The sequence below is a fragment of the Amycolatopsis sp. cmx-11-51 genome, assembly GCF_047608665.1.
Taxonomy (GTDB): Bacteria; Actinomycetota; Actinomycetes; order Mycobacteriales; family Pseudonocardiaceae; genus Amycolatopsis.
In genome coordinates this window covers 49,232-69,652 of sequence record NZ_JADNQO010000019.1, presented here as the reverse complement: position 1 = coordinate 69,652, position 20,421 = coordinate 49,232, and the positions used below count along the sequence as shown (strand labels likewise).

The following is a 20,421-nucleotide window of genomic DNA, read 5'->3' as shown; positions in this document are numbered from 1 at the left end:
CGCGACGCTCGAATCGGACCCTTTAGGACACGATCTGTCCTAAAGGGTCCATACGGTTGCCCCATGACTGACATCGAGCAGTTCCGCATCGACATCCCGCAGTCCGATCTGGACGACCTGGCCGACAGGCTGGCCCGCACCCGCTGGCCGTCGGCGCTGCCCGGTGCCGAGTGGAGCCGAGGCGTCCCCGTCTCCTACCTCAAGGATCTGGCCGAGTACTGGCGAGACGGCTACGACTGGCGCGGGTTGGAGAAGCGGCTCAACGAGTTCCCGCAGTACACCACCGAAATCGACGGCCAGCGCGTGCATTTCCTGCACGTCCGCTCGCCCGAACCGGACGCGATCCCGCTGATCATGACGCACAGCTGGCCGAACTCGATCGCCGAATTCCTGAACGTCGTCGGCCCGCTGACCGACCCGCGAGCCCACGGCCTCGACCCTTCGCGGGCGTTCCACGTCGTCGCGCCGTCGTTACCCGGCTTCGGGTTTTCGACGTTCCCTGAACCAGCCGACGAGCGGCCGTGGGACATCGCGCGGGTGGCGCGGACCTGGGCGGATTTGATGAGCCGTCTCGGCTATGAACGTTATGGCGCACACGGGAACGACGCCGGCGCGTTGGTGACGCCGTGTCTGGCGGTACACGCGCCCGAGCACGTCATCGGCTCGCACATCACGTCCGGACTCGGGATCCCGATGGGCGATCCGGCCGACTTCGAGGGCCTCAGCGATCAAGAGCTGGCGACCCTGCAGGATCTCGCGGCGCGCTTCGCGGGCGGCAGCGGGTACGCACCGTACCTGACGAACAGGCCGCAGACGCTGAGCTTCGGTTTCCTCGATTCGCCGGTCGCGCAACTGGCTTACCTGGTCGAACGGTTCAAGGAGTTCGACGGCTGGCCCGACGGTGCCGGGCCTGCCGAACCGATCGACCGCGACCTCCTGCTCACCAACGCGACTTTGTACTGGCTGACCGCGACCGGCGGCACCGCGCTGTGGCCGTACTACGAGGGCGCGGCCGCGATGCCGATCGATCAGACGGTGGTGCCGACCGGCGTCTCGCACGGCGGACCGTCCGTCCTGCGCAAGATCGCCTCCCGCAAGAACGACATCGTGCGCTGGGCGGATCACGAGAGTCCCAGTCACATGGTCGCGATGGCCGTCCCGGACGACGTGGTCACCGAGCTCCGGGAATTCTTCGGGGAACTCCGGCGGTGATGTCGAGGGGTGGTCATCGGCTCCGACTCGGGGACAAAGCTTAGAGTCGAAGTGACCCTGTGGAGGACCTGATGACCACCTCGTTCGAGACCGTGACCTCGGCCGACGGCACCTCGATCGCCCTCGACCGTACCGGGGAAGGCACGCCGGTGGTCCTGGTCGGCGGCGCGTTCAACGACCGGACGACCGTCGCCGGGCTCGCCGCGACGCTGGCCCCGGACTTCACCGTGCTGGTCTACGACCGGCGTGGGCGGGGCGGCAGCGGGGCGGGGGCGGTCTATTCGGTGGAACGCGAGGTCGAGGATCTCGCCGCGGTGATCGACCACGTGGGCGGCTCGGCGGCGGTGTTCGGGCATTCGTCGGGTGCCGTGCTGGGGCTGGAAGCCGCAGCCAGGGGTGTCACGATGACCAGCCTCGCCGTGTACGAGCCGCCGTACGTCGTCGACGACAGCCGTCCGAAGCCCGCCGCTGACCTCTTCGACCGGGTCCGGACGCTGATCGCCGACGGCGACCGCGGCGCCGCGGTGGAACTCTTCCTGGTCGAGGGGACGGCCACCCCGGCCGAGATCGTCAAAGGTATGCGGGACGAACCGTTCTGGGCCTGGTTCACCGGCCTCGCGCACACGCTGCCTTATGACCTCGCCCTGTGCGGCCCCGGCAACGGGCTGCCCGCCGACAAGCTGGCCAAGATCTCCGTGCCGACGCTGGTCATGGACGGCGGGGAGAGCGACGCCTGGATGCGGGCCGGTGCCCGCGCCGTCGCCGAAACGATCCCCGGTGCCCGGCACGTCACCGTCGAGGGCCAGGATCACGGCGTCCTTCGCCAGCCGGACGTCCTGCGCGGGCTGCTCACCGAGTTCCTCAGGTGACGACTTTCAGCGGCTCGGCTGGCGGGCCCATCGCGGCATAGAGGTCCCGTGCGGCGCGGGCTTGCCCGATCCCGGCCAGTGCGCGGGCCTCCTGGAGCCGGTAGCCGATCCGCCTCGCCGTTTCGAGCGCGAGGTGATGCTGCCCGAGCCCCGTCGACGACGTCTCGCCGAGCGCTAGGCAGGCGGTGCCCAGGCTGTTGGCCGCCATGGCCAGCAACAGCTCACACGGGGCGCGGGCCGCCATCCCGGGTGTCGCGAAAGCCACTTTCGCGACCTCTGATGTCCCGAAAGTGGCTTTCGCGACACGGCCACGGACCGAAACCGCGATCAACCGCACCCGGAAACCGGCAGGTACCTAAGACGTCCTCGGCGCTAACGCGACTTACCACGCACGAGGCGGGTCCTACGGTTTGCGGCCGACCCCGGCGTACGGGAGTGCGTTGATCGCCGGGTCCTCGGACATGTCCCCGGCGCCCTGGGGTTTCCACATCGCGCAGCCGACGACGCCGGGTTCGACGACGTCGAAGCCGTCGAAGAACGACAGCACCTGGTCGTGGGTCCGGGGAATGGGGTCGTTCCGTGTGCCCTTGTACGCCTCGATGGCCTCGTCGAGCCTGCTCGAGTCCGCGTCGGCGGCGACGTGCGAGAGGGCGAGGAAGCTGCCGGGGGCGATCCGTTCCCGGTAGCGGGACAGAATCGCGTGCGGCTCCCACGAATCCGGCACGAAATGCAGCAGCAGCAACATGAACAAGCCGACCGGCTGGTCGAGGTCCAGCAGCTCCTGCACCTCCGGACTAGTGAGGATGTCGTTGGCGTCGCGCAGGTCGGCCTGGATCGCCGCGCACCGGTCGTTGTCGCGCAGCAGGAGTTTCGCGTGTGCCACCGCGACCGATTCACGGTCGACGTAGACCACCCGGCAGGACGGGTCGGCCTGCTGGACGATCTCGTGCAGGTTGCCGACGGTCGGGATGCCGGAGCCGATGTCGAGGAACTGCCGCACGCCGGCTTCGACCATGTACAGGGCGGCACGGCGAAGGAACGCGCGGTTGAGCCGGGCCGCGTCACGGACCCCGGGCATGATCTTCAATACCTGATCACCCAGGTCGCGGTCGGCCTGGAAGTTGTGGTCGCCGTCGAGCCAGTAATCGTAGACCCGTGCGGGATTCGGCACGCTCGTGTCGACCTCGGGGGGCACCCAGCTCAGGTTGGAAGTCACCGTCGTCGCCACCGTTCGGTTGGGATTCCGTTGGGGCACAGGAGTCTAGCGGGAGCCACGGCCGGGGTCGCCATCGTCCGATCGTGTGGATGTGCGGTGGCGGAACCCCATCCGCCGCCCGGCGGTCCTAAAGTGACCGGGTTCACCGTCCAGGCACCGGGAGACGAGCACGATGGCACCACCTCCGGACGTCCCCGTCGCGCCAGGCCGGTGGCCGCTGCTCGGCCACACCGTGCCGATGCTCCGTGACCCGCTGAAACTGTTGTCGGAGTTGGGATCGCACGGCGACGTCGTCCGCCTCGACTTCGGCCCGATGCCGGTTTACCTGGTCACCACGCCGGAATTGGCCTGGCGGCTGCTCGCCGTCGACGCGGGGAAGTTCGACAAAGGCATTGTGTTCGACAAAATGCGGCCGTTGTTCGGCGATGGGCTCGCGACTTCCAACGGCGTATTCAACCAGCGGCAACGGCGGATGATGCTGCCCGCTTTCCAGCGAAGCCGTATCGCGCTCTACGCCGAGACGACGATGACGAAGCTCGCTGTAGAGCTTGCCGACTCGTGGAAACCGGGCGAGGTGGTGGAATTCGACCAACGGACGCAGAATCTCGCGCTGACCATCTCCGGGCGCACGTTGTTCTCCACCGAACTCGGCGGCGACGCGCTCGCCGAAATCCAGCGGTCGATCCCGATCATGCTGAAGTACGTCATGGTCAGGGCCTTCTCGCCGAAGTTCGTGGAACGGCTGCCGATCCCGGCGAACCGGGAGTTCGACGCCGCGGCCGCACGCCTGAGGCGGGTCATCGGCGACGCCGTCCTCAAGGCCCGTGAGAAGGGCGGCGATCAGGGAGACCTGTTGTCGATGTTGTTGCTGGCCAAGGACGACGAGACCGGCGAGTCGATGACCGACCGGCAGGTGGAGGACGAGGTCATCACGATCCTCACCACCGGCGCGGAGACCACCGCCGTCGCACTGGCGTGGTTCTTCCACGAGATCGGGCAGCGGCCGGACATCGAGCGCCGGTTCCACGCCGAGGTCGACGACGTGCTGGCGGGCGGTCCCGCGCGGTTCGAACACCTGCCGCGCCTGGTCTACACGCAGCGGATCATCAACGAGGTCGTCCGCCGGACCCCGCCGGTGATCCTCATGCGACGCGCGCGGGAAGACGTCGAACTCGGCGGGGTGCGCATTCCAGCCGGTACCGAGGTCGCGGTCAGTCAGCACACGCTGCACCGCGATCCGCGCTGGTTCCCCGAACCCGGCCGTTTCGACCCGGACCGCTGGGAGCCGGAGCGGGCCGCCGCGGTGCCGAAGGGCGCGTTCATCCCGTTCGGCGCCGGGCCCCGGCTGTGCCCTGGCCACCAGTTCGCTCCCACGGAGATCGCCTTGGTCGCGGCGACGATCGGCGCGCGCTGGCGGCTGGTGCCGGTACCGGGGGTCAAGGTCTATCCCAAGCTCAAAGCGACGATGCAGCCCAATCGGTTGCCGATGACCGCGCTGCCGAGAACAGCGGGCTGACGGTGAGCATCCGACTACCAGGTGTAGGGTTCGTGCTCCTTCCGCGCGTTCCGATTCCGGAGAGGGTTCTGTGAGAATGCCGCTCAAACTGGCCACGGCGGTGGCCGCCTGCTGCGCGCTCCTCGGTGGTTTCCTGGTCGCCGCCCCGGCCGCGGCCGTCGAGATCCACTGTTCCGACCTGGACCTGCCGGTCACCGGCCCGCTCGGCGAACCCGCCACGGTGCACGGCCGGTTCTGCCTGCCTGACGGCCCGGCGCCCACAGCGGTCCAGCTGCTGGTGCACGGCGGCACCTACACCAGTGCCTACTGGGACCTGCCCCATGACCCGGATCGTTACTCGTACCAGCGCGACATGGCCAAGCACGGCTACGCGACCTTCGCCGCGGATCAGCTCGGTTCGGGCGGGAGCAGCAAGCCGTTCAGCCTTCCGCTCCTGCTGCCGGTACTGGCGCGATCGATGCATCAGGTGGTCGGCCACCTGCGGGCGGGACGGGTCGGCGGCACGCCGTTCCAGAAGGTCGTGATCGTCGGGCATTCGATCGGCTCGGGCATCGTCGCGGCCGAGGCGTCGACGTACCAGGACGTCGACGGCGTGATCCTCTCCGGCATGACGCACTTGCCGTCGGCGCCCGCCTTGACCCTCGGTGTGCTGTTCGGCCTGCAGCCCGCTTTCGCGGACGACCGGCTTGGTTCGCTCGGCAGCGATCCGCTCTATTTCACGACGAAACCGGGAGCGCGCGCCGGACTGTTCTACGCGACGGAAAACACCGACCCGGGTGTCATCGCGGCCGATGAAGCGACCAAGGATCAGGTTTCGGTCCCGGGAATGGGAACCGTCGCCGTGTTCGGCATCGTACTGCCCGCGACAAAAGCGATCCGCGTGCCGGTTTTCCAGGCGGTCGGGGAGAAGGACATCCTGTTCTGCGGCCTGTTCGCGCTCCGGAACTGTTCGAGCGGAGCGACGCTGCGCCCGGCGGAAGCGCCGTACTATCGTCCCGAGGCCGAACTTTCCACGTATGTTCTGCCCGGTGCCGGACATTCGTTGGCGCTGCACCGCAACGCGTCCCAGTACCGGGACGCCACCCGCGGTTGGCTGAGGGATCAGGTCGGTGTTGCAGTACCGTAGGGTTACCACCCGATCGGGTGGCCGATAAACCGTGAGTACCGACAGAGAATCGTGGAGGATGTTTCTCCACCACGGAATGCGAAAACGACCCCAGGACCGGCAGACGTGACCGCCCCATTTCCGGACGGCGACGAGTACCCGGCATCGCCGGACGCCCAGAAGAGAACTGCGTCCTCCTCCTCACCGAAGAGGAAGAATGCCGCGCCGACGCGGGCCACGCTGGCCCGCAAGTGGGCCTACCTGGTCACCGGTACGGCGTATCTTCCATATACCCACGCTCAGATCGAAGAGCATTTCGCCGCTCTGCTGGACGAGGTGTTCGCGGCGGTGCTGAGTGACGACGCCGAGCCCGCGCAGGCCACCGAGGCCGGCGCGCGGCTCGTCGCGCTCAGGTGCGTCGGGCCGGACAGCCTGCGTCGCACGATGGAGGTACTCGGCAAGGGGCTCTTGAACGAACCGGAGTTGCGGAGCGTGAAGTCGCTCCCCGAACGGGCGTTGCAGGTGCTGGGTGCGCTCGCTTCCGGCTACGGCGAGGCCTTGCGTGAGAGCATCCAGACGCAGCAGGAAGACTTGAGCCGCACGCTGGTCACCCTCGAACGCGAGACCCGGCGTGAACTGGTGCTCACCCAGGCGCGCTTCGAGCAGTTGTTCACCGGTTCGAAGACCGGGGTGGCCGTCACCAGGGTGGACGGCCGCGTCCAGCGAGTGAACCCGGCGTTCGCCGAAATGCTGCACCGGCCCGTCTCGGACCTGACCGGGCTCAACCTCTACGACCTGGTCCACCGGGAAGACGCCGACGGCCTGCGTGAGGGCTACCGGAAGCTGCTGGAAGGCAAGACCCAGCGGCTCGAACTGTCGCGAAGACTCGTCGCCGAAGACGAGGAACCGGCATGGGCCGGTTTCACCGGTGCGGTGATCCGCGACCCGGCGGGTGAGGCCCAGCAGCTGATCACACTCGTCGACGGAGACACCGACGTCTCCTTGCTCCAGCGGCAGTTGAGCCGCCAAGCCCTGCATGATCCGCTGACCGGCCTGCCGAACCGGCAGTTCTTCGGTACCCGCCTGGAGCGGGCGCTGCGGCACGCCGACCCGGCCTTCGGTGTCACGGTCTACCACCTCGATCTCGACGGATTCTCCCTGATCGCGGGCGGGCTAGGCCAGAAACAGAGCGACGAGCTGCTGAAGAACGTCGCCGCGAAGCTGCGGGCAGTCGTGGGCGGCGAGGACGCGCTCGTCGCCAGGATCGGCGGAGACGAGTTCGGCATCCTCATCCAGAACACCGCCACCAGCCCGGACGTCGCCACCGTCGTCGGCATGATCAACCAGGAACTGGCCGAACCGGTCTACCTCGAAGGCGGGATCGGGGTCGCGGTCTCCGCCTGTGTCGGGGTCGTGCACCGGCCACCGAGGGACATCGCGCCGAACGAGCTGCTGCGCGTCTCCGACATGACACTGCGCCGGGCGCAGTCCAACGGCTACCGGCAGTGGACGCTGTCCGATTCGGCCCTCGACATCAGGGAACGGCACGAGTTCAGCCTGGCCGTCTCCATGGCGGGTGCCTGGGAGATCGGCGAGATCGAGATCCACTTCCGGCCGCTGACCTGGCTGGCGGACAGCACGCCCGCGGGTATCGAGGCGAGACTCGAGTGGAACCATCCCCGTCACGGCCGGATCGGTCATGACACCTGCGTCCGCTTCGCCGACGAGACCGGTCTCATCGTGCCGCTCGGCGAATGGCTCATCCGCACCGCGTGCGAGGAGGCGGACGACAGGCTCCCGATGGTCGTGGGACTGACCCCGCACCAGGCCGCGGATCCGGATCTCGTCGGCTCGGTACGGCAGGTGCTCACCGCGACCGGTCTCGGGCCGTCACGACTGCGGCTGGGTTTCCCGGCAGGCGCCGTGCTCGCCGAACTCGGGGAGACCGTCGACAACCTGCACCTCCTCGCCGAGATCGGGGTGGACGCGGAACTGCAGGACTTCGGCGTCTCCGGTGACGTCGTCTGTCTCGTGGACGTGCCCGTGCAGACGGTCAGGATCGCTCCCCGGCTGGCCGAGCGGCGGACGGAACCCTTGGCCGAACGCTCGCTGCGGAACCTCATCGAGACCGCGACCATCGCGGGCGTGACGGTGATCGCGGACGGGATCGACTCGACCGGCGACGCCGGGTGGTGGCAGAACGCCGGTGCCCACATCGGAGCAGGCCGGTACTTCGGTTAGGCCATCTGCCGCAGCGGCCCGGGCGTAAGTTACCGGAGGGTTGACGTGCGCGGGCGGATTGGGCAACATCCCAGGTCCTCACACCGCACCTCGGAGGCATGCACATGCAGGTAGGCCCGAGGCGTGGACGGCGTTTCGACGCGCCCGTCGTCGTCTTGAGCCTGTTGCTGGTGATCGCGCTCGGCGCCTGGTGGGGTGTCGACTATCTGCGGGCCCGGTTGGCCGGCAACGGTTGTGACACGCTGACGCCGGTCGAGATCACCGCCGCGCCCGACGTGGCGCCGGTGCTCACGCGGCTCGCGGCGACCGTGCCGCAAGACGAATGCTTCAGTGTCGACGTGACCGCGAGCGAGTCGGCCAAGACCGCCGACCTGCTCGGGACCACCACCTCCGGCGGGCCCGACGTCTGGGTTCCCGAGTCGAGCACGATGTTGTCGCAGGCCAGGGACGCCGGCGCGTGGAACCTGCCGGAATCCGGTCAGTCGGTGGCGAATTCCCCGGTGGTGCTGGGGCTTCCCGACGAGACCGCGCGAAGTTTCGGCTGGCCGGGGAAAACCCTCACCTGGCAAGAGATTCTCGACGGTTCCCCGGTCGGGATGCCGGATCCGGCCCGCGATCCGCTGGGCATCGCCACGCTGCTCGGCCTGCGGAAGCTGACCGAGAAGGCGCCCGATCCGGCCGCGGCCTTCACCGCCGTCATGCGGAAGCTGAATCCGGCCCCCGGCCAGTTCCCGGCCGCCTTCCCATCGACCGAACAGTCCGTGCTCGCCCGGAATTCGGTGGCGGCGTATCCGGGAGTCCCGGTGCAGGGGTTCGACTATCCGTATGTCGTGCTGCCCAAGGCTTCGGAGGCGTCGAGGACCGCGGCGGAACGCTTTCTGCGGCTGTTGCTCGACCCGCTCGCCGCCGCGACCTTCGCCGACGCGGGATTCCGTGCGCCCACCGGGCAGTTCGCCGTCCCGCGGGCACAGGACAGCCGAACCGATCCGGCACCGCATCCACCGGGCGCCCCGCCGTCGGCGGATTTGTACGCCGCGTTGCAGGCCTGGGCGGGGACGAACCTGAGCGCCCGGGTCCAGGTGCTGCTCGACGTCTCCGGTTCGATGGCCGCCGCCGTGCCGGGTGCGGGGAAGAGCCGGATGGAACTCACCCTGCAGGCCGCGACGCAGGGACTCGGGCTGTTCAAGCAGACCACGGAACTGGGTCTGTGGTTGTTCTCGACCAAAATGGACGGTGACAAGGACCACCGTGTCCTGCTGCCGATGCGGACGATCGCCGAGCAGAAGACCTCCGGTGGTGTCGAGCAACTGCAGGCGGTGCGACCGAAACCCGGTGGGGCGACCGGTCTCTACGACTCGATCCTCGCCGCGTACCAGAACGCCAGGCAGAACTGGAAACCCGGCCGGATCAACCTCGTCGTCGTCCTCACCGACGGGCGCAACGAGGACAGCGACACGATCGGGCTGCCAAGGTTGCTGGAAGAGCTGGGCAAGCTCCAGGACCCACGGAAACCGTTGCCCGTCATCGGGATCGGCATCGGACCGGACATCGACGCGGCCGAGCTGCGGCAGGTTTCCACCGCCACCGGCGGGGAATCGTTCACCACCCCCGATCCGCGGAAGATCTCCGACGTCTTCTACCAGGCGCTGAGCAAGATCATGTGCCAGCCGCCGACCTGCAAGAATTGAGGCAAGACGTGGTTGTCCGGGGGGTAAGACCTTCGCTGGTCACGCTCGCGGCGTTCGTCGCCGGTGTCGTCCCGTTCGTTTTGCACGCGTGGGCCGCGCTGCGCGGCAGCCTCGCGCAAGACGACTTCGTCATCACTTACCACGCCGCGAAGGCAGGACCCTTCGAGTTCGGCTACTTCTTCCAGGACTACCATGGCCATCTCGCGCCAGGCGGCTTCCTGCTCGCCGACCTGCTGACCGCTTGGGCACCGTTGGACTTCGCCGTGCTGATGGCGCCGGTCCTGATGATGCAGGCGGCCTCCTCGGTTCTGTTGTGGACGGTCCTGGTGCGCTGTTTCGGGCGCCGCTGGGGAATTCTCGTCCCGTTCACGATGTTCACGACGTCGACCTTGCTGCTCGTTCCGACGTTGTGGTGGGCGTACGCGATCCAGCTCGCGCCGGTGCTGCTGGCTGCCACGGCCGCCCTGCACGCGCACGTCCGGTATCTCGCCGACGGCGGACGCTGGGCGATCGCCACCGTGGCCTGGACCGTCTTCGGGCTCGCCTTCTACGAAAAGGCGGTGTTCATCCCGGTGCTGGTCGCCGGCCTCACCGTGCTGCTCGGGGTTTCCCTGCGACGGCACCTCGTGCTGTGGGGTTCTTTCGCCGCTCTGCTCGCCGGCTACGCCGCCGTTTTCCTGGCCCTGACCACGAGCCAGGTCGGGCACGGCGGTGGTCCGGTCACCGTCGGCACGGTCGCGGACATGACGGGGCGGATGCTCGGCGACACCCTGGTGCCGGGGATGGCGGGCGGGCCTTGGTCGGGACCCGGCCCCGGTGCGACGTTCGCCGCTTCCCCTTTCGTGGTGAGAATTCTGCTGCTGCTCTTGGCGGTCGCCGTCCTCGTCGTGGGGGTGCGCACCGGTGGCCTTCGGGCGAAGAAGGCGTGGCTCTTGCTGGGCCTGGTGTTCGTGGCGGACATCGGGCTTTCCGCGGCCACCCGGCTCACCGAGGTCGGCCCGGAACTGGGCAGCGATCCCCGCTATGTCGCCGACCTGGCGCTCGTCGTCGCGCTGTGTGCCGCTTTCGCCTTCCTGGAACCGAAACCTTTCGATCGCGGGCCGGATCCCGCGCCGTCGACAGCGAAACGCCCGCTCGCCTTGGTGTTGTGCCTCGCCTTGATCGCGAGTTCCGCCGTGGGTTTCTCCCGGCTGGCACCGGGATTGCGGTTCGAGCACTCACGGGAGTTCCTCGCCAACGCGCGGGTCTCGATCGAACGGGACCCCGATCTCGTCCTGTACGACACGACGGTGCCGAACGACATCTTGCACGCCTGGTTCGGCGAGAACGCCCGCACTTCCCGGGTCGTGGGCCTGATCCCGGGCGTCCTGTTCGACCAGCCGACTAGCCGGATGTCCCTTTTGGACGACTTGGGTATCGCGCGGGCGATCACCGGCGTGAAACCCGTTTCCCGTGGCCTGCCCGGCCCGGTGGCGGGCTGTGGGTACACCGTCGGCGAGCACCTGGTCCGGGTTCCGTTGGACACACCCGTTCTCGGCCGCTACCTGCTGCGGATTGACTACTTCACCTCCGATGGGGGCGAAGGATTCGTGGACCGCGACGGAGTGCGCGTCCCGGTGTGGTTCCAGCCCGGCCTGCACACGATGTACCTGCCGATCGAGGGCCTGTTCGACAAGGTCGGTTTCCAGTTGTCCGCCAAGGGCGCTCCCGTCTGCCTCGCGAAGGTCGACGTCGGCGGGCCGCTGACTTAGCGGTTGCCATCGGAAGTCTTCCGGGGGGCTCGACCGCCCAGCGGAAACCTGGATCCGCCGAATACTCCCGAAAAAATTCCGATGGCAACCACTCAATAAGGGTCGTACGGGCTGTCGTGGCCGAAGATCTTCGCCACGGGCGTCAAACGCAGCCGCAACAGGATCTTGATCCCGACATTGCGCACGAACCACGGCAACTGGGCGACCACGCGCAGGCGGTCCTTCATCGACGGCGGCGTGAGCCGGAGCCTGGCCATCGACGTCGCGCGGTCGAGGTAGGTGTAGCGCCGTCCGAAAAGGACTTTCGCGATCGTGCCCAGGGTGACACCGATCGAGGAGAAGCAGTCGTGGACCAGGATTTCCCCACCGTCGGACAGGTTCGTCGACCAGCGCAGGTCGTCGGTGTAGGTCCAGTAGTCGTGCTTGCCGTCGATGTAGAGCAACTGGATCGGCCGGTCCCAGCGCGGCCGGAATTTCGTGCTGTACTCCGCCACCAGTTCCACGACGTCTTCGACGCCCGCTTTGCGGAGGTTCGCCTCGAACCGTTGGCGGGTCGGCGATCCGCCGAAGAGCCGTCCGTCGACGAACGGATCGACGGCGACCACCCTGGCACCGACCGTGCGGGCCGCGGTGGCGAGCACGATCGTCGAACGGCCCTGGTGGCTGCCGATTTCGACGATCAGATCGCCCTTGTCCAGGCGGCGGGCCGCGTTCCACAAGACGAGGCCTTGATCCCGCGTCATCCAGCCTTTGACGGGCTCGGCGAGCGACCACGACTCTTCGAAACCGTCTGTCATAGGCGCATAGTAGCCACGTTTCCGCCTAGTATCTACCGGATGGTAACCCCCGGCACGCTGGTGAAGAAGCCGAGCACGTGGATCGTGCTGGCGCTGACCGTGCTGTCCTTTTTGCAGCGTCCGGGCAGGACGACGTTCGACACCAAGCTCGACCTCGCCGTGGATCCGCTGGCCTTCCTCGGCCGCGCGCTGCACCTGTGGAATCCCCAGGCGACGGCGGGGGAACTGCAGAACCAGGCGTACGGCTACCTGTTCCCGATGGGGCCGTTCTTCGCGGTGTGCCAAGCCGTCGGGATGCCGGTGTGGATCGCGCAGCGGCTGTGGTGCGCGATCCTGCTCTCGGTCGCGTTCGGGGGCGCCCTGCTGGTCGCTCGTGCGCTGAAAATCGGCAACGAACGGACTCGGCTGATCGGAGCGGTCGGGTACGCCCTGGCGCCCCGGATGGTCACCGAAATCGGTTCGCTGTCCTCGGAAATGCTGCCAGCCGTCCTGCTGCCATGGGTACTGCTGCCGCTGATCCTCGCCGACCGGATCGGTTCGCCGCGCCGCGCCGCCGGATTGTCCGCGCTCGCCGTGCTGTGCATGGGTGGGGTCAACGGCGCGATGGTCGTGATGGCGCTCGTGCTGCCAGGGTTGTGGCTGCTGACCCGGAAATGGCGGAGCACGCACGTCGCGCTGGTCATCTGGTGGTTCGTCTTCGTCGTCGGCGTGGTGCTGTGGTGGATCCTGCCGCTGGTACTGCTCGGCCAGTACAGCCTGCCGTTCCTGGACTACATCGAATCCGCGACGAACACCACGGCGCCGATGTCGTTGTTCGAGGTGCTTCGCGGGACGAACCAGTGGGTGGCCTACGTCGTGCAGGGCACGCCGTGGTGGCCGTCGGGCTGGGCGCTGATCGACAATCCCGTGCTGATGGCGGCCACCGGGCTGGTGGCCGCGGTCGGGCTGTTCGGCCTCGCGCGGCGTGGGTTGCCCGAACGGCGGTTCCTGATGCTCGGCGTCTTGACCGGGTTGACGCTGCTGACCGTCGGCTACGTCGGCACGCTCGACAGTCCGCTCGCGGAGCCCGTGCGTCATCTGCTCGACGGTCCGCTCGCGCCGCTGCGCAACGTGCACAAATTCGAGCCGGTGCTGCGACTGCCGTTGATGCTGGCGTTCGTTTACGGCATCACAAGTCAAGGCATCACGAGCGCCGTGCCTTCGCTGCGGCGGAATCTGCGGCCCGCGCTCGGCGCGTTACTGGTCGTGGTGATGGCCGCGCCGGTATGGCTGCTGACCTTGCGGCCCGGTCCGGGCTGGGACGAGGTGCCGGGGTACTGGTACGAAGCGATGGGCTACGTCGCCAAGACCGACCCGAACGCGCGGACGTTGCTGCTGCCCGCGACCGGTTTCGGCGAGTACGACTGGGGTCGCACCGTGGACGAACCGGCGCAGGCCATCGCGGACAGTCCGTGGGCCGTGCGCAACCAGGTCCCGCTGGGCTCGGAGGGCAACACCCGCCTGATGGACTCGGTCGACGCGGCCCTCACCGACGGCAGAGGGGATCCCGGGCTCGCCGCTTTGCTCGCGCGGTCGGGCTACCGGTTCCTGATGCTGCGCGGGGACATCGACCGCGCCAAGGTCGGCGCCCCCGACTTCACGACACTGCGCGCCGGGCTGGCGGGGTCGCCGGGGATCGGGAAGGCGGCCGGCTTCGGACCGCTGGAGATCTACGAAGTGCAACGGCCGGTGCCGCTCGTCACCGCGACGTCCGCGAAGGACGTTCCGACGGTGAGCGGCGGACCGGAGAACCTGCTGCCGCTGATGAACTCCGGGCAGCTCGATCCCGGCACGCCGACGGTCCTGACCGGGGACGGCGGTTCGCCGACCGGACCGAGGCTGGTCACCGACGGGCTGCGTCGCGCCGAACGCAATGTCGGCGGCGTGCGGGACAATCTGAGCCAGACACTCACGGCCGGGGAATCGCCGCGACAGCAACGAGCCGCGCTGGACGTCCTGCCGTTTCCGGGGGAGCAGCACCAGACCGTGGCCGCGTACCGGGGGATCCGTTCGGTCAGCGCGTCGACGGCGGCGTCGTTCGCGGACGCTTTCGGCGGCTCGGATCCGAGCCATCAGCCGTTCGCCGCGCTGGACGGGGATCCGCGGACCGCTTGGCATTCCTCGACCTTCACCGGTCCGATCGGGGAATGGCTCGAAGTGGAACTGGACACCCCGAGGCTGGTGAACACGGTCGAGCTCGCGATGGTCGACGACATCCGCGTCGGCTGGCCGCCGACCCGGATCCGGATCACCACGGACAACGGTTCCGTCGATCACCAGGTCGTCCGCGGCGAAGGGACGCACACTTATCCCGCTCCGGCGGGGGTGACGCGCAAGGTGCGGATCACGTTGCTGTCGCTCGTGGTCGGCAGGCAGGACGGCAACGTCGGCATCTCGGACCTGAAGATCCCCGGTGCCGAACCACAACGCGCGCTCGAAGTCCCCGCCGACCTCCCCGCAGGCACGGCACCGGGCTTCGCGTTCACGCGGGGCCAGCAACCGAGGTACGCGTGTGTGCCGGACGACGGGCACGCCCGCTGTGACGCCAACGCGGGCCGCGACGGTGAAGAACCGGACGGGATCCGGCGGCTGTTCTCGACGACGTCGCAGAGTGCCTACGAGTTCGGCGGCACCGTGCTGCCCGCCGGTGGCGGCCGGGTTCCGGTGGCCTTGCCCGGCGTTCAGGTGAGCGGAACCTCGCAGCTGGGTGGCGATCCCGCGGCGGGCGCGTTCGCCGCGCTGGACGGGAATCCCGCGACCGCGTGGCAGCCCGACGTCACCGACCTGCGGCCGACGTTGACACTGGACTGGCCTGAGTCGAAGACGATCTCCGGAATCCGCGTCGCCGCCGATCCTGGTGGGACGGCTCGGGCGCCCGCGCGGCTGGAGCTGACGACGCCGACGTCGAGCCGCTCCGTCGAACTCGACGCTTCCGGCGCGGCGACGTTCCCACCCTTGGACACTTCACAGCTGAAGATCGCGTTCGCCGGCCTGGACGACGACCAGCGGACCCGGAACTCGCTGGGGATCGGGAGTTTGTCCCTGACCGGTGTGGAGCTTCCCGCGCCCTCCGCCGAGTTTTCCCTGCCTTGCGGGTCGGGCCCGAACGTCCACCTGGACGGCCTCGACTACGACACGTCCGTGCGCGGCACCCTCGCCGATTTCGCCGCGCACCGGCCACTGACCCTTTCCGCGTGTCCTGATTCGGCGGGCGGCGTGGAGCTGGCCTCGGGCGGACACGAACTGCGGACCGAACGGTCCGAGTCCTTTGTGGTCCAGGACCTGTGGCTCAAACCCGTCGGACAGGCTTCTGGAGCCGTCGGGCACCGGGCCGTCTCCGTGGACACCTGGGACGCGACCTCCCGGACGGTCACCGTGGCAGGCGGCGATGAGTCCATTTTGGCCGTTCCGGAGAACGCCAACGCGGGCTGGACCGCGTCTCTGAACGGGACTCCGCTGGTGAAGACGCGCGTCGACGGCTGGCAGCAGGCGTGGATCCTGCCCGCCGGCTCCGGCGGTGTCGTGCGGCTCGAATTCACCCCGGACTGGAAATACCGCTCCGGCCTGCTGATCGGCGCCATCGCGATCCTGGCCGTGCTGGCAGGCGTGCTGTGGCCGGTCCGCCGCCGACGCGTCTCTGTCGAGGCGGGAACCGGTGTGGCCGTCCCGGTGGTGCTCATCGGCCTGCTGGCCGTCCTCGGCGGCATGCTGCCGATCGTGCTGCTGATCGCCGTCTTGCTGGCACGTCAGTTCAGTGAACGGGCTCCGCGGTATCTCGCTTTCGGCGGGATGGTCGTGGGAACGCTCGCCGCGGTGGTGGGGCGGCTGCTGGGGCACGGGCAGGAGTGGGCGTACGGGCCGGTGACCCAGGCCGCGCTGCTGCTGGCGGCCGCGGCGACGGTGGCGATGTGTGTGCCTTGGTTCGCGGGGCGGGAAGGCGAGCGTGTGGAAGGAGCTGTGTGGAAATAGGGACACTCAACGTCCCTTTTTCCACACAGCCTGACGTGAGAGGACCGGTCACGATCGAGAGCATCGGGTTTCTGTCGGTGGCCCGCCCGATGCTGAGTGGGTGCGAAGAGGGGAATGGGCACAGCAGCCACTGTTGACGGGCGGCCCGGCCGTGGTCGGAGTCAAGTCGCTCGAGCAATTGGGCGTGCCCAGAAGAACGATCTGGCGCCGGTGCGAGCGCGGCGGCGTCTGGCGGATGTTGCTGCCTGGGGTGGTGCTGCTCGGAAACGGCGAGCCGACCGACGAGCAGCGCATCGAGGCCGCCCTGCTTCATGCGCATGAAGGTTCGGTGCTCACCGGCGTGCACGCGCTCAGACGATACGGTCTGTGTAACCTTCCGGTGATCGAAGAGGTCCACGTTCTCGTTCCGGCTGAACGCGCGATCGCCAGTACCGGGTTCGTCCACATCGAACGAACCCGGCGACTGCCCTCGCCTCGGATCAGGGCCGGTGTCCCGACCGCTCCGGTCTTCCGCGCGGTGATCGACGCGGCACGCCGAGCAGCTGATCAGGACGTGGCCGTGGCGATGGCGGCCGAAGCCGTCCAGCGACAGTTCTGTCCGCCGTGGGCGTTGGCCGAAGAACTCGACCGGCAACACCGTGCGGAAACGAGGGCCTTGCGTCCCAGCCTCGAGCCGATCTTGGGCGGCGCGCATTCGGTCGCCGAGGCCGACGCATGGAAGCTGTGGGCGCGTTCAGGGGTGCCCGAGTTCCAGTGGAATGTGAAGGTCTTGGACGCAGAGGGCCGGTTCGTGGCGAAGCCGGACGGTTGGTGCGATGAAGTGGGACTCGCCTGGGAAATCGATTCCCGCGGTTGTCACTCCGAGGGCGACCACTTCCGTGCGACTCTCGCGCGTAACGCTCGCTACGCCGCGGCTGGGATCGTCGTGCTCCAGACATTGCCGTCGCGGCTTCGGACCGAACCGGACGCGGTCCTGGCCGAACTCGTGGCGGCGCACAGCAGTGCCCAGCGACGGCCGCGACCCGAGGTGCACCTCGGGTGAGTCGAGTGTCACCAATCAAGCACGCCGCGACCGCCACTCCAGTACAGCACCGGAAAGCGCCAGAGCCCCAGCACAGCAAGCGGCGACCGTCACCACCTGAGTAGCTGACGAGTGCGGCCAAGTGGTCACCAGAACCGTCTCCACCAGCACGGTCGTCCACATCAGCACGGTCACCCGCCGGTCGCCGGCGGCGAGGCGGGAGAACAGCAGGATCTGCACCAGCGCGAGCATCGAGCCGGCGAGGGCGAACGGCCAGACCGGCATGGTGCTGGCGGCGTAGCCGGGGCCGCCGATGAACGACAGCAGGCGTGGTCCGAAGCCGAAGGACACGAAAAGGACGACGGCGTCGAGGGCGGCGCAGACGGCGAGGGCGGCGGGCAGGATGCGGCGCCGGTCGTCGACGTTCGCGAACCGGGGGAGGACCAGGACACCGACGGCTTGAGGGAGCCAGTAGGCGATTTTCGTGACGATCGCGCCGAGCGCGTATTCGCCCGCCTCGTTCGCGGGGAGGGTGTGGCGGGCCAGTACCAGGTCGAGGTTCACCAGCAGGACCAGTGCCAGCATCGCCTGCGCCGCGTGCAGGACGTCGCCCGCGTGCCAGCCCGCTTTCCGCGGCCGCTGCCGTCCACAGAGGAGCCAGCCGCAGAAGATCACCAGGTACGAGCCGATCGCCGTCCCGGCCAGCGCCCCGGTGGCGTCGCCGCCGATCACGAGTCCGATCAGCGATCCGCCGACCTTGCCCGCGCCTTCGAGTGACATGAGCCCGGCCAGCCGCGCGAACCGGCCGCTGCCCTGCAACAGACCGTGGAAGAGGCCGAGCAGGGTCAGCGGGCCGAGGGTGACGGCGAGCAGCAGCGCGGGCACCACGGAATCCAGGTGCAGCACGAAGACCAGCACCGGCGCCAGGAGCAGGCCGATGGCCGCGACGATGGCGCTCGTGGTGAGGCCGAGCGCCAGGAGCGTCCCGCTGTCTTGCGGTTTGCGGGCGACGCGCAGCGCTACGACGGTCTGCAGGCCCATCGCGGGTACGACGCCGATCACCAGTACCGCCAGCAGCGAACTCAGCTCACCGAACGCGCTCGGCGCCAGCAGACGGGCGGCGACGATGCTCAAGGCGTAGGCACCGGCGTTGTTACCGGCCAGCGCGAGCGAGACGAGGATCGCCGCGACACGCTTGTCGGTGGGGGCATGGTCGCCCTCGACGTCTACGCTCAAGAGCGCTCCTATTACCGGCGAGTAATCGAGCGACCATAACCGCGATCGAGGCGGAAAGGAAAGGCCGTTGGGCGCACGTGGCGAACGTCTGGTCCTGGCCGCGGTGTCGGCGGGGCTGGCGTTGCTGGTGTTCCTGCCGGTACTCGGACGCGGCTTCGTCCTGAGCTACGACATGGTGTTCGCGCCGCGTCAGTCCCTGGTCCCGGACGCGCTGGGCCTCGGGTCCTCGCTCCCGCGCTCGGTCCCTGCCGACACGGTGATCGCGCTCGCGACCGCGGTCGTTCCCGGTGACCTCGTTCAGCAGGCCATGCTCCTGCTGTCGCTCTTCCTCGCGGCGTACGGTGCGGCGCGGTTGGTGCCGACGGAGCAACTCGGTACGCGGATCGTCGCCGCCACCGGTTATGCGTGGACAGCCTACTTCGCGGAGCGGCTGTTCATCGGGCATTGGCCGCTCCTGCTCACCTACGCCTGCCTCCCGTGGATCGCGCGCGCCGCGCTTTCCCTGCGCGAAAGCGAACCGAAAGCGCTCGCGCGCCTGGTGCTCGCCTGCGTCCCCGCGGTGCTCACGCCGCCTGGTGGAGTACTGGCCGCAGTCACCGCGATCGTACTGGCCGGACCTCGAAAACTCGGCCGCACCCTCGGTCTCGCCGTCGTGCTCGACCTGCCGTGGCTCGTGCCGACGCTCACCCGCGATGGCGGCTCGCTGTCCGACCCCGCCGGGGTGGCCGCGTTCAGCGCCCGTGCGGAAAGCTGGGGCCCGGCGATCCTGAGTGTGCTCGGCCTCGGCGGTATCTGGAACGGCGACGTCGTCCCCGGCAGCCGGGGTGCGCCGATGGCCCCGGTGCTGATCCTCGTCACGGTCGCCGTGGCCTTGGCCGGGCTCCGCCCCTTGGCACGAAGGTGGGGGACACCGCCGGCGAGAGCGTTGCTGTCGCTGGGAGTTCTCGGTGTCGTGCTCGCCGCGCTGGCGACGCTGCCGTTCGGCGAACCCGTGCTGTCCTGGGCGATGGGACACGTTCCCGGTGCGGGATTGCTGCGGGACGCGCAGAAATGGGTCGTGTGGTGGGCACTGCCCGTCGCGCTCGGGTTCGCGCTCGCGGTCGAAGCGGCCACCGCGCGTCTGCGGACCGAGCCTGCCAGGGTGGCGCTCGTCGCGGCCGCCGCGCTCTTTCCTTTGCTCACCATGCCCGACCTCGCCTGGGGCGGCTGGGGAAAGATCGAAGCCGTGCGCTACCCGGAGGACTGGAACGCCGTCCACCGCGTGCTCGCGGACGATGACCGGCCCGGCGACGTCGTCGCGCTGCCGCTGTCCACGTTCCGCAGCTTCGCCTGGAACGGCCATCGGACACAGCTGGACCCGGCGCCTCGGGCGCTGCCGGAAACCGTCCTCGTCGACGACACATTACGAGTCGGCGCCGAGGAGATCTCCGGCGAAGACTCCAGAATGGACCGTGTCCGCGCCGCGAAGTCGCCCGAGGATCTGTCATCGGCGGGAATCGGCTGGATCCTGGTCGAACACGGGACGCCGGGGCAGCTCGACCCGCGGTTGCTGATCGGCGCGGAACCGGTGTGGTCCGGTGACTGGCTCACGCTTTACCGCACTCCCGGTGAACCCGTCGTGACCGAGACGAGATCACCGTTCCCCGTGGTGCTGGCAAACGGAGTAGCGCTGCTATCGATCGTCGCCGCACTGTTGTGCCTTAAGTTACCGGTGCGTACATTGAGCCGACGCAGGAATTCCCTGCTGCGGAAGGAGTAGGT

At 68.6% G+C, this 20,421-nt stretch carries 14 protein-coding genes; 10 read left to right on the top strand and 4 right to left on the bottom strand.

Features of this window, described 5'->3' with window-relative positions; genetic code table 11:
* Positions 1–63: 63 nt before the first annotated feature.
* Positions 64–1,212, top strand: a complete 1,149-nt coding sequence (locus ACM6LU_RS35360) for an epoxide hydrolase family protein (RefSeq protein WP_414942206.1) — start codon at positions 64–66, stop codon at positions 1,210–1,212.
* 71 nt (positions 1,213–1,283) lie between these two features.
* On the top strand, positions 1,284–2,081 hold the full coding sequence (locus ACM6LU_RS35355) for an alpha/beta fold hydrolase (protein ID WP_414942205.1): 798 nt from the start codon (positions 1,284–1,286) through the stop codon (positions 2,079–2,081).
* On the opposite strand, the gene ACM6LU_RS35350 is transcribed toward ACM6LU_RS35355, so the two are convergent.
* Together ACM6LU_RS35350 and ACM6LU_RS35345 are read right to left on the bottom strand one after the other, a co-directional pair.
* A complete protein-coding gene (locus tag ACM6LU_RS35350) occupies positions 2,074–2,346 on the bottom strand; it encodes a hypothetical protein (RefSeq protein ID WP_414942204.1) in 273 nt (90 codons plus the stop codon). The two genes, ACM6LU_RS35355 and ACM6LU_RS35350, sit on opposite strands and share 8 nt — an antisense overlap.
* A 138-nt stretch (positions 2,347–2,484) precedes the next feature.
* Positions 2,485–3,297, bottom strand: coding sequence for an SAM-dependent methyltransferase (locus ACM6LU_RS35345; RefSeq protein ID WP_414942203.1), 813 nt, complete (start codon positions 3,295–3,297; stop codon positions 2,485–2,487).
* 172 nt (positions 3,298–3,469) lie between these two features.
* On the opposite strand from ACM6LU_RS35345, the gene ACM6LU_RS35340 reads away from it, so the two are divergent.
* From ACM6LU_RS35340 to ACM6LU_RS35320, 5 genes are all read left to right on the top strand, one after another.
* Positions 3,470–4,813 carry a cytochrome P450 gene (locus ACM6LU_RS35340; protein ID WP_414942202.1) on the top strand — a complete coding sequence of 448 codons (1,344 nt, stop codon included), beginning with the start codon at positions 3,470–3,472 and terminating at the stop codon, positions 4,811–4,813.
* A 76-nt stretch (positions 4,814–4,889) separates the two neighbouring features.
* Positions 4,890–5,939, top strand: coding sequence for an alpha/beta hydrolase (locus ACM6LU_RS35335; RefSeq protein WP_414942201.1), 1,050 nt, complete (start codon positions 4,890–4,892; stop codon positions 5,937–5,939).
* Positions 5,940–6,044: 105 nt separating this feature from the next.
* Positions 6,045–8,159 carry a putative bifunctional diguanylate cyclase/phosphodiesterase gene (locus tag ACM6LU_RS35330; protein WP_414942200.1) on the top strand — a complete coding sequence of 705 codons (2,115 nt, stop codon included), beginning with the start codon at positions 6,045–6,047 and terminating at the stop codon, positions 8,157–8,159.
* A 98-nt stretch (positions 8,160–8,257) separates the two neighbouring features.
* Positions 8,258–9,847 carry a substrate-binding and VWA domain-containing protein gene (locus ACM6LU_RS35325; RefSeq protein WP_414942199.1) on the top strand — a complete coding sequence of 530 codons (1,590 nt, stop codon included), beginning with the start codon at positions 8,258–8,260 and terminating at the stop codon, positions 9,845–9,847.
* Between the two features lie 8 nt (positions 9,848–9,855).
* Positions 9,856–11,598: a hypothetical protein gene (locus tag ACM6LU_RS35320; RefSeq protein ID WP_414942198.1), complete on the top strand. Its 1,743-nt coding sequence runs from the start codon at positions 9,856–9,858 to the stop codon at positions 11,596–11,598.
* A 92-nt stretch (positions 11,599–11,690) separates the two neighbouring features.
* Here ACM6LU_RS35320 and ACM6LU_RS35315 read toward each other — a convergent pair whose 3' ends face one another.
* Positions 11,691–12,395, bottom strand: coding sequence for a class I SAM-dependent methyltransferase (locus ACM6LU_RS35315; RefSeq protein ID WP_414942197.1), 705 nt, complete (start codon positions 12,393–12,395; stop codon positions 11,691–11,693).
* A gap of 39 nt (positions 12,396–12,434) precedes the next feature.
* Between ACM6LU_RS35315 and ACM6LU_RS35310 the strand changes: the two genes are divergently transcribed.
* On the top strand, positions 12,435–16,403 hold the full coding sequence (locus ACM6LU_RS35310) for an alpha-(1->3)-arabinofuranosyltransferase (RefSeq protein WP_414942196.1): 3,969 nt from the start codon (positions 12,435–12,437) through the stop codon (positions 16,401–16,403).
* Between the two features lie 184 nt (positions 16,404–16,587).
* Positions 16,588–17,445: a hypothetical protein gene (locus ACM6LU_RS35305; RefSeq protein ID WP_414942195.1), complete on the top strand. Its 858-nt coding sequence runs from the start codon at positions 16,588–16,590 to the stop codon at positions 17,443–17,445.
* Positions 17,446–17,460: 15 nt separating this feature from the next.
* Here ACM6LU_RS35305 and ACM6LU_RS35300 read toward each other — a convergent pair whose 3' ends face one another.
* Positions 17,461–18,660, bottom strand: coding sequence for a lipopolysaccharide biosynthesis protein (locus tag ACM6LU_RS35300; protein ID WP_414942194.1), 1,200 nt, complete (start codon positions 18,658–18,660; stop codon positions 17,461–17,463).
* A 67-nt stretch (positions 18,661–18,727) separates the two neighbouring features.
* Here ACM6LU_RS35300 and ACM6LU_RS35295 point away from each other — a divergent pair, with 67 nt between their 5' ends.
* Positions 18,728–20,419: a hypothetical protein gene (locus ACM6LU_RS35295; RefSeq protein ID WP_414942193.1), complete on the top strand. Its 1,692-nt coding sequence runs from the start codon at positions 18,728–18,730 to the stop codon at positions 20,417–20,419.
* Positions 20,420–20,421 lie beyond the last annotated feature (2 nt).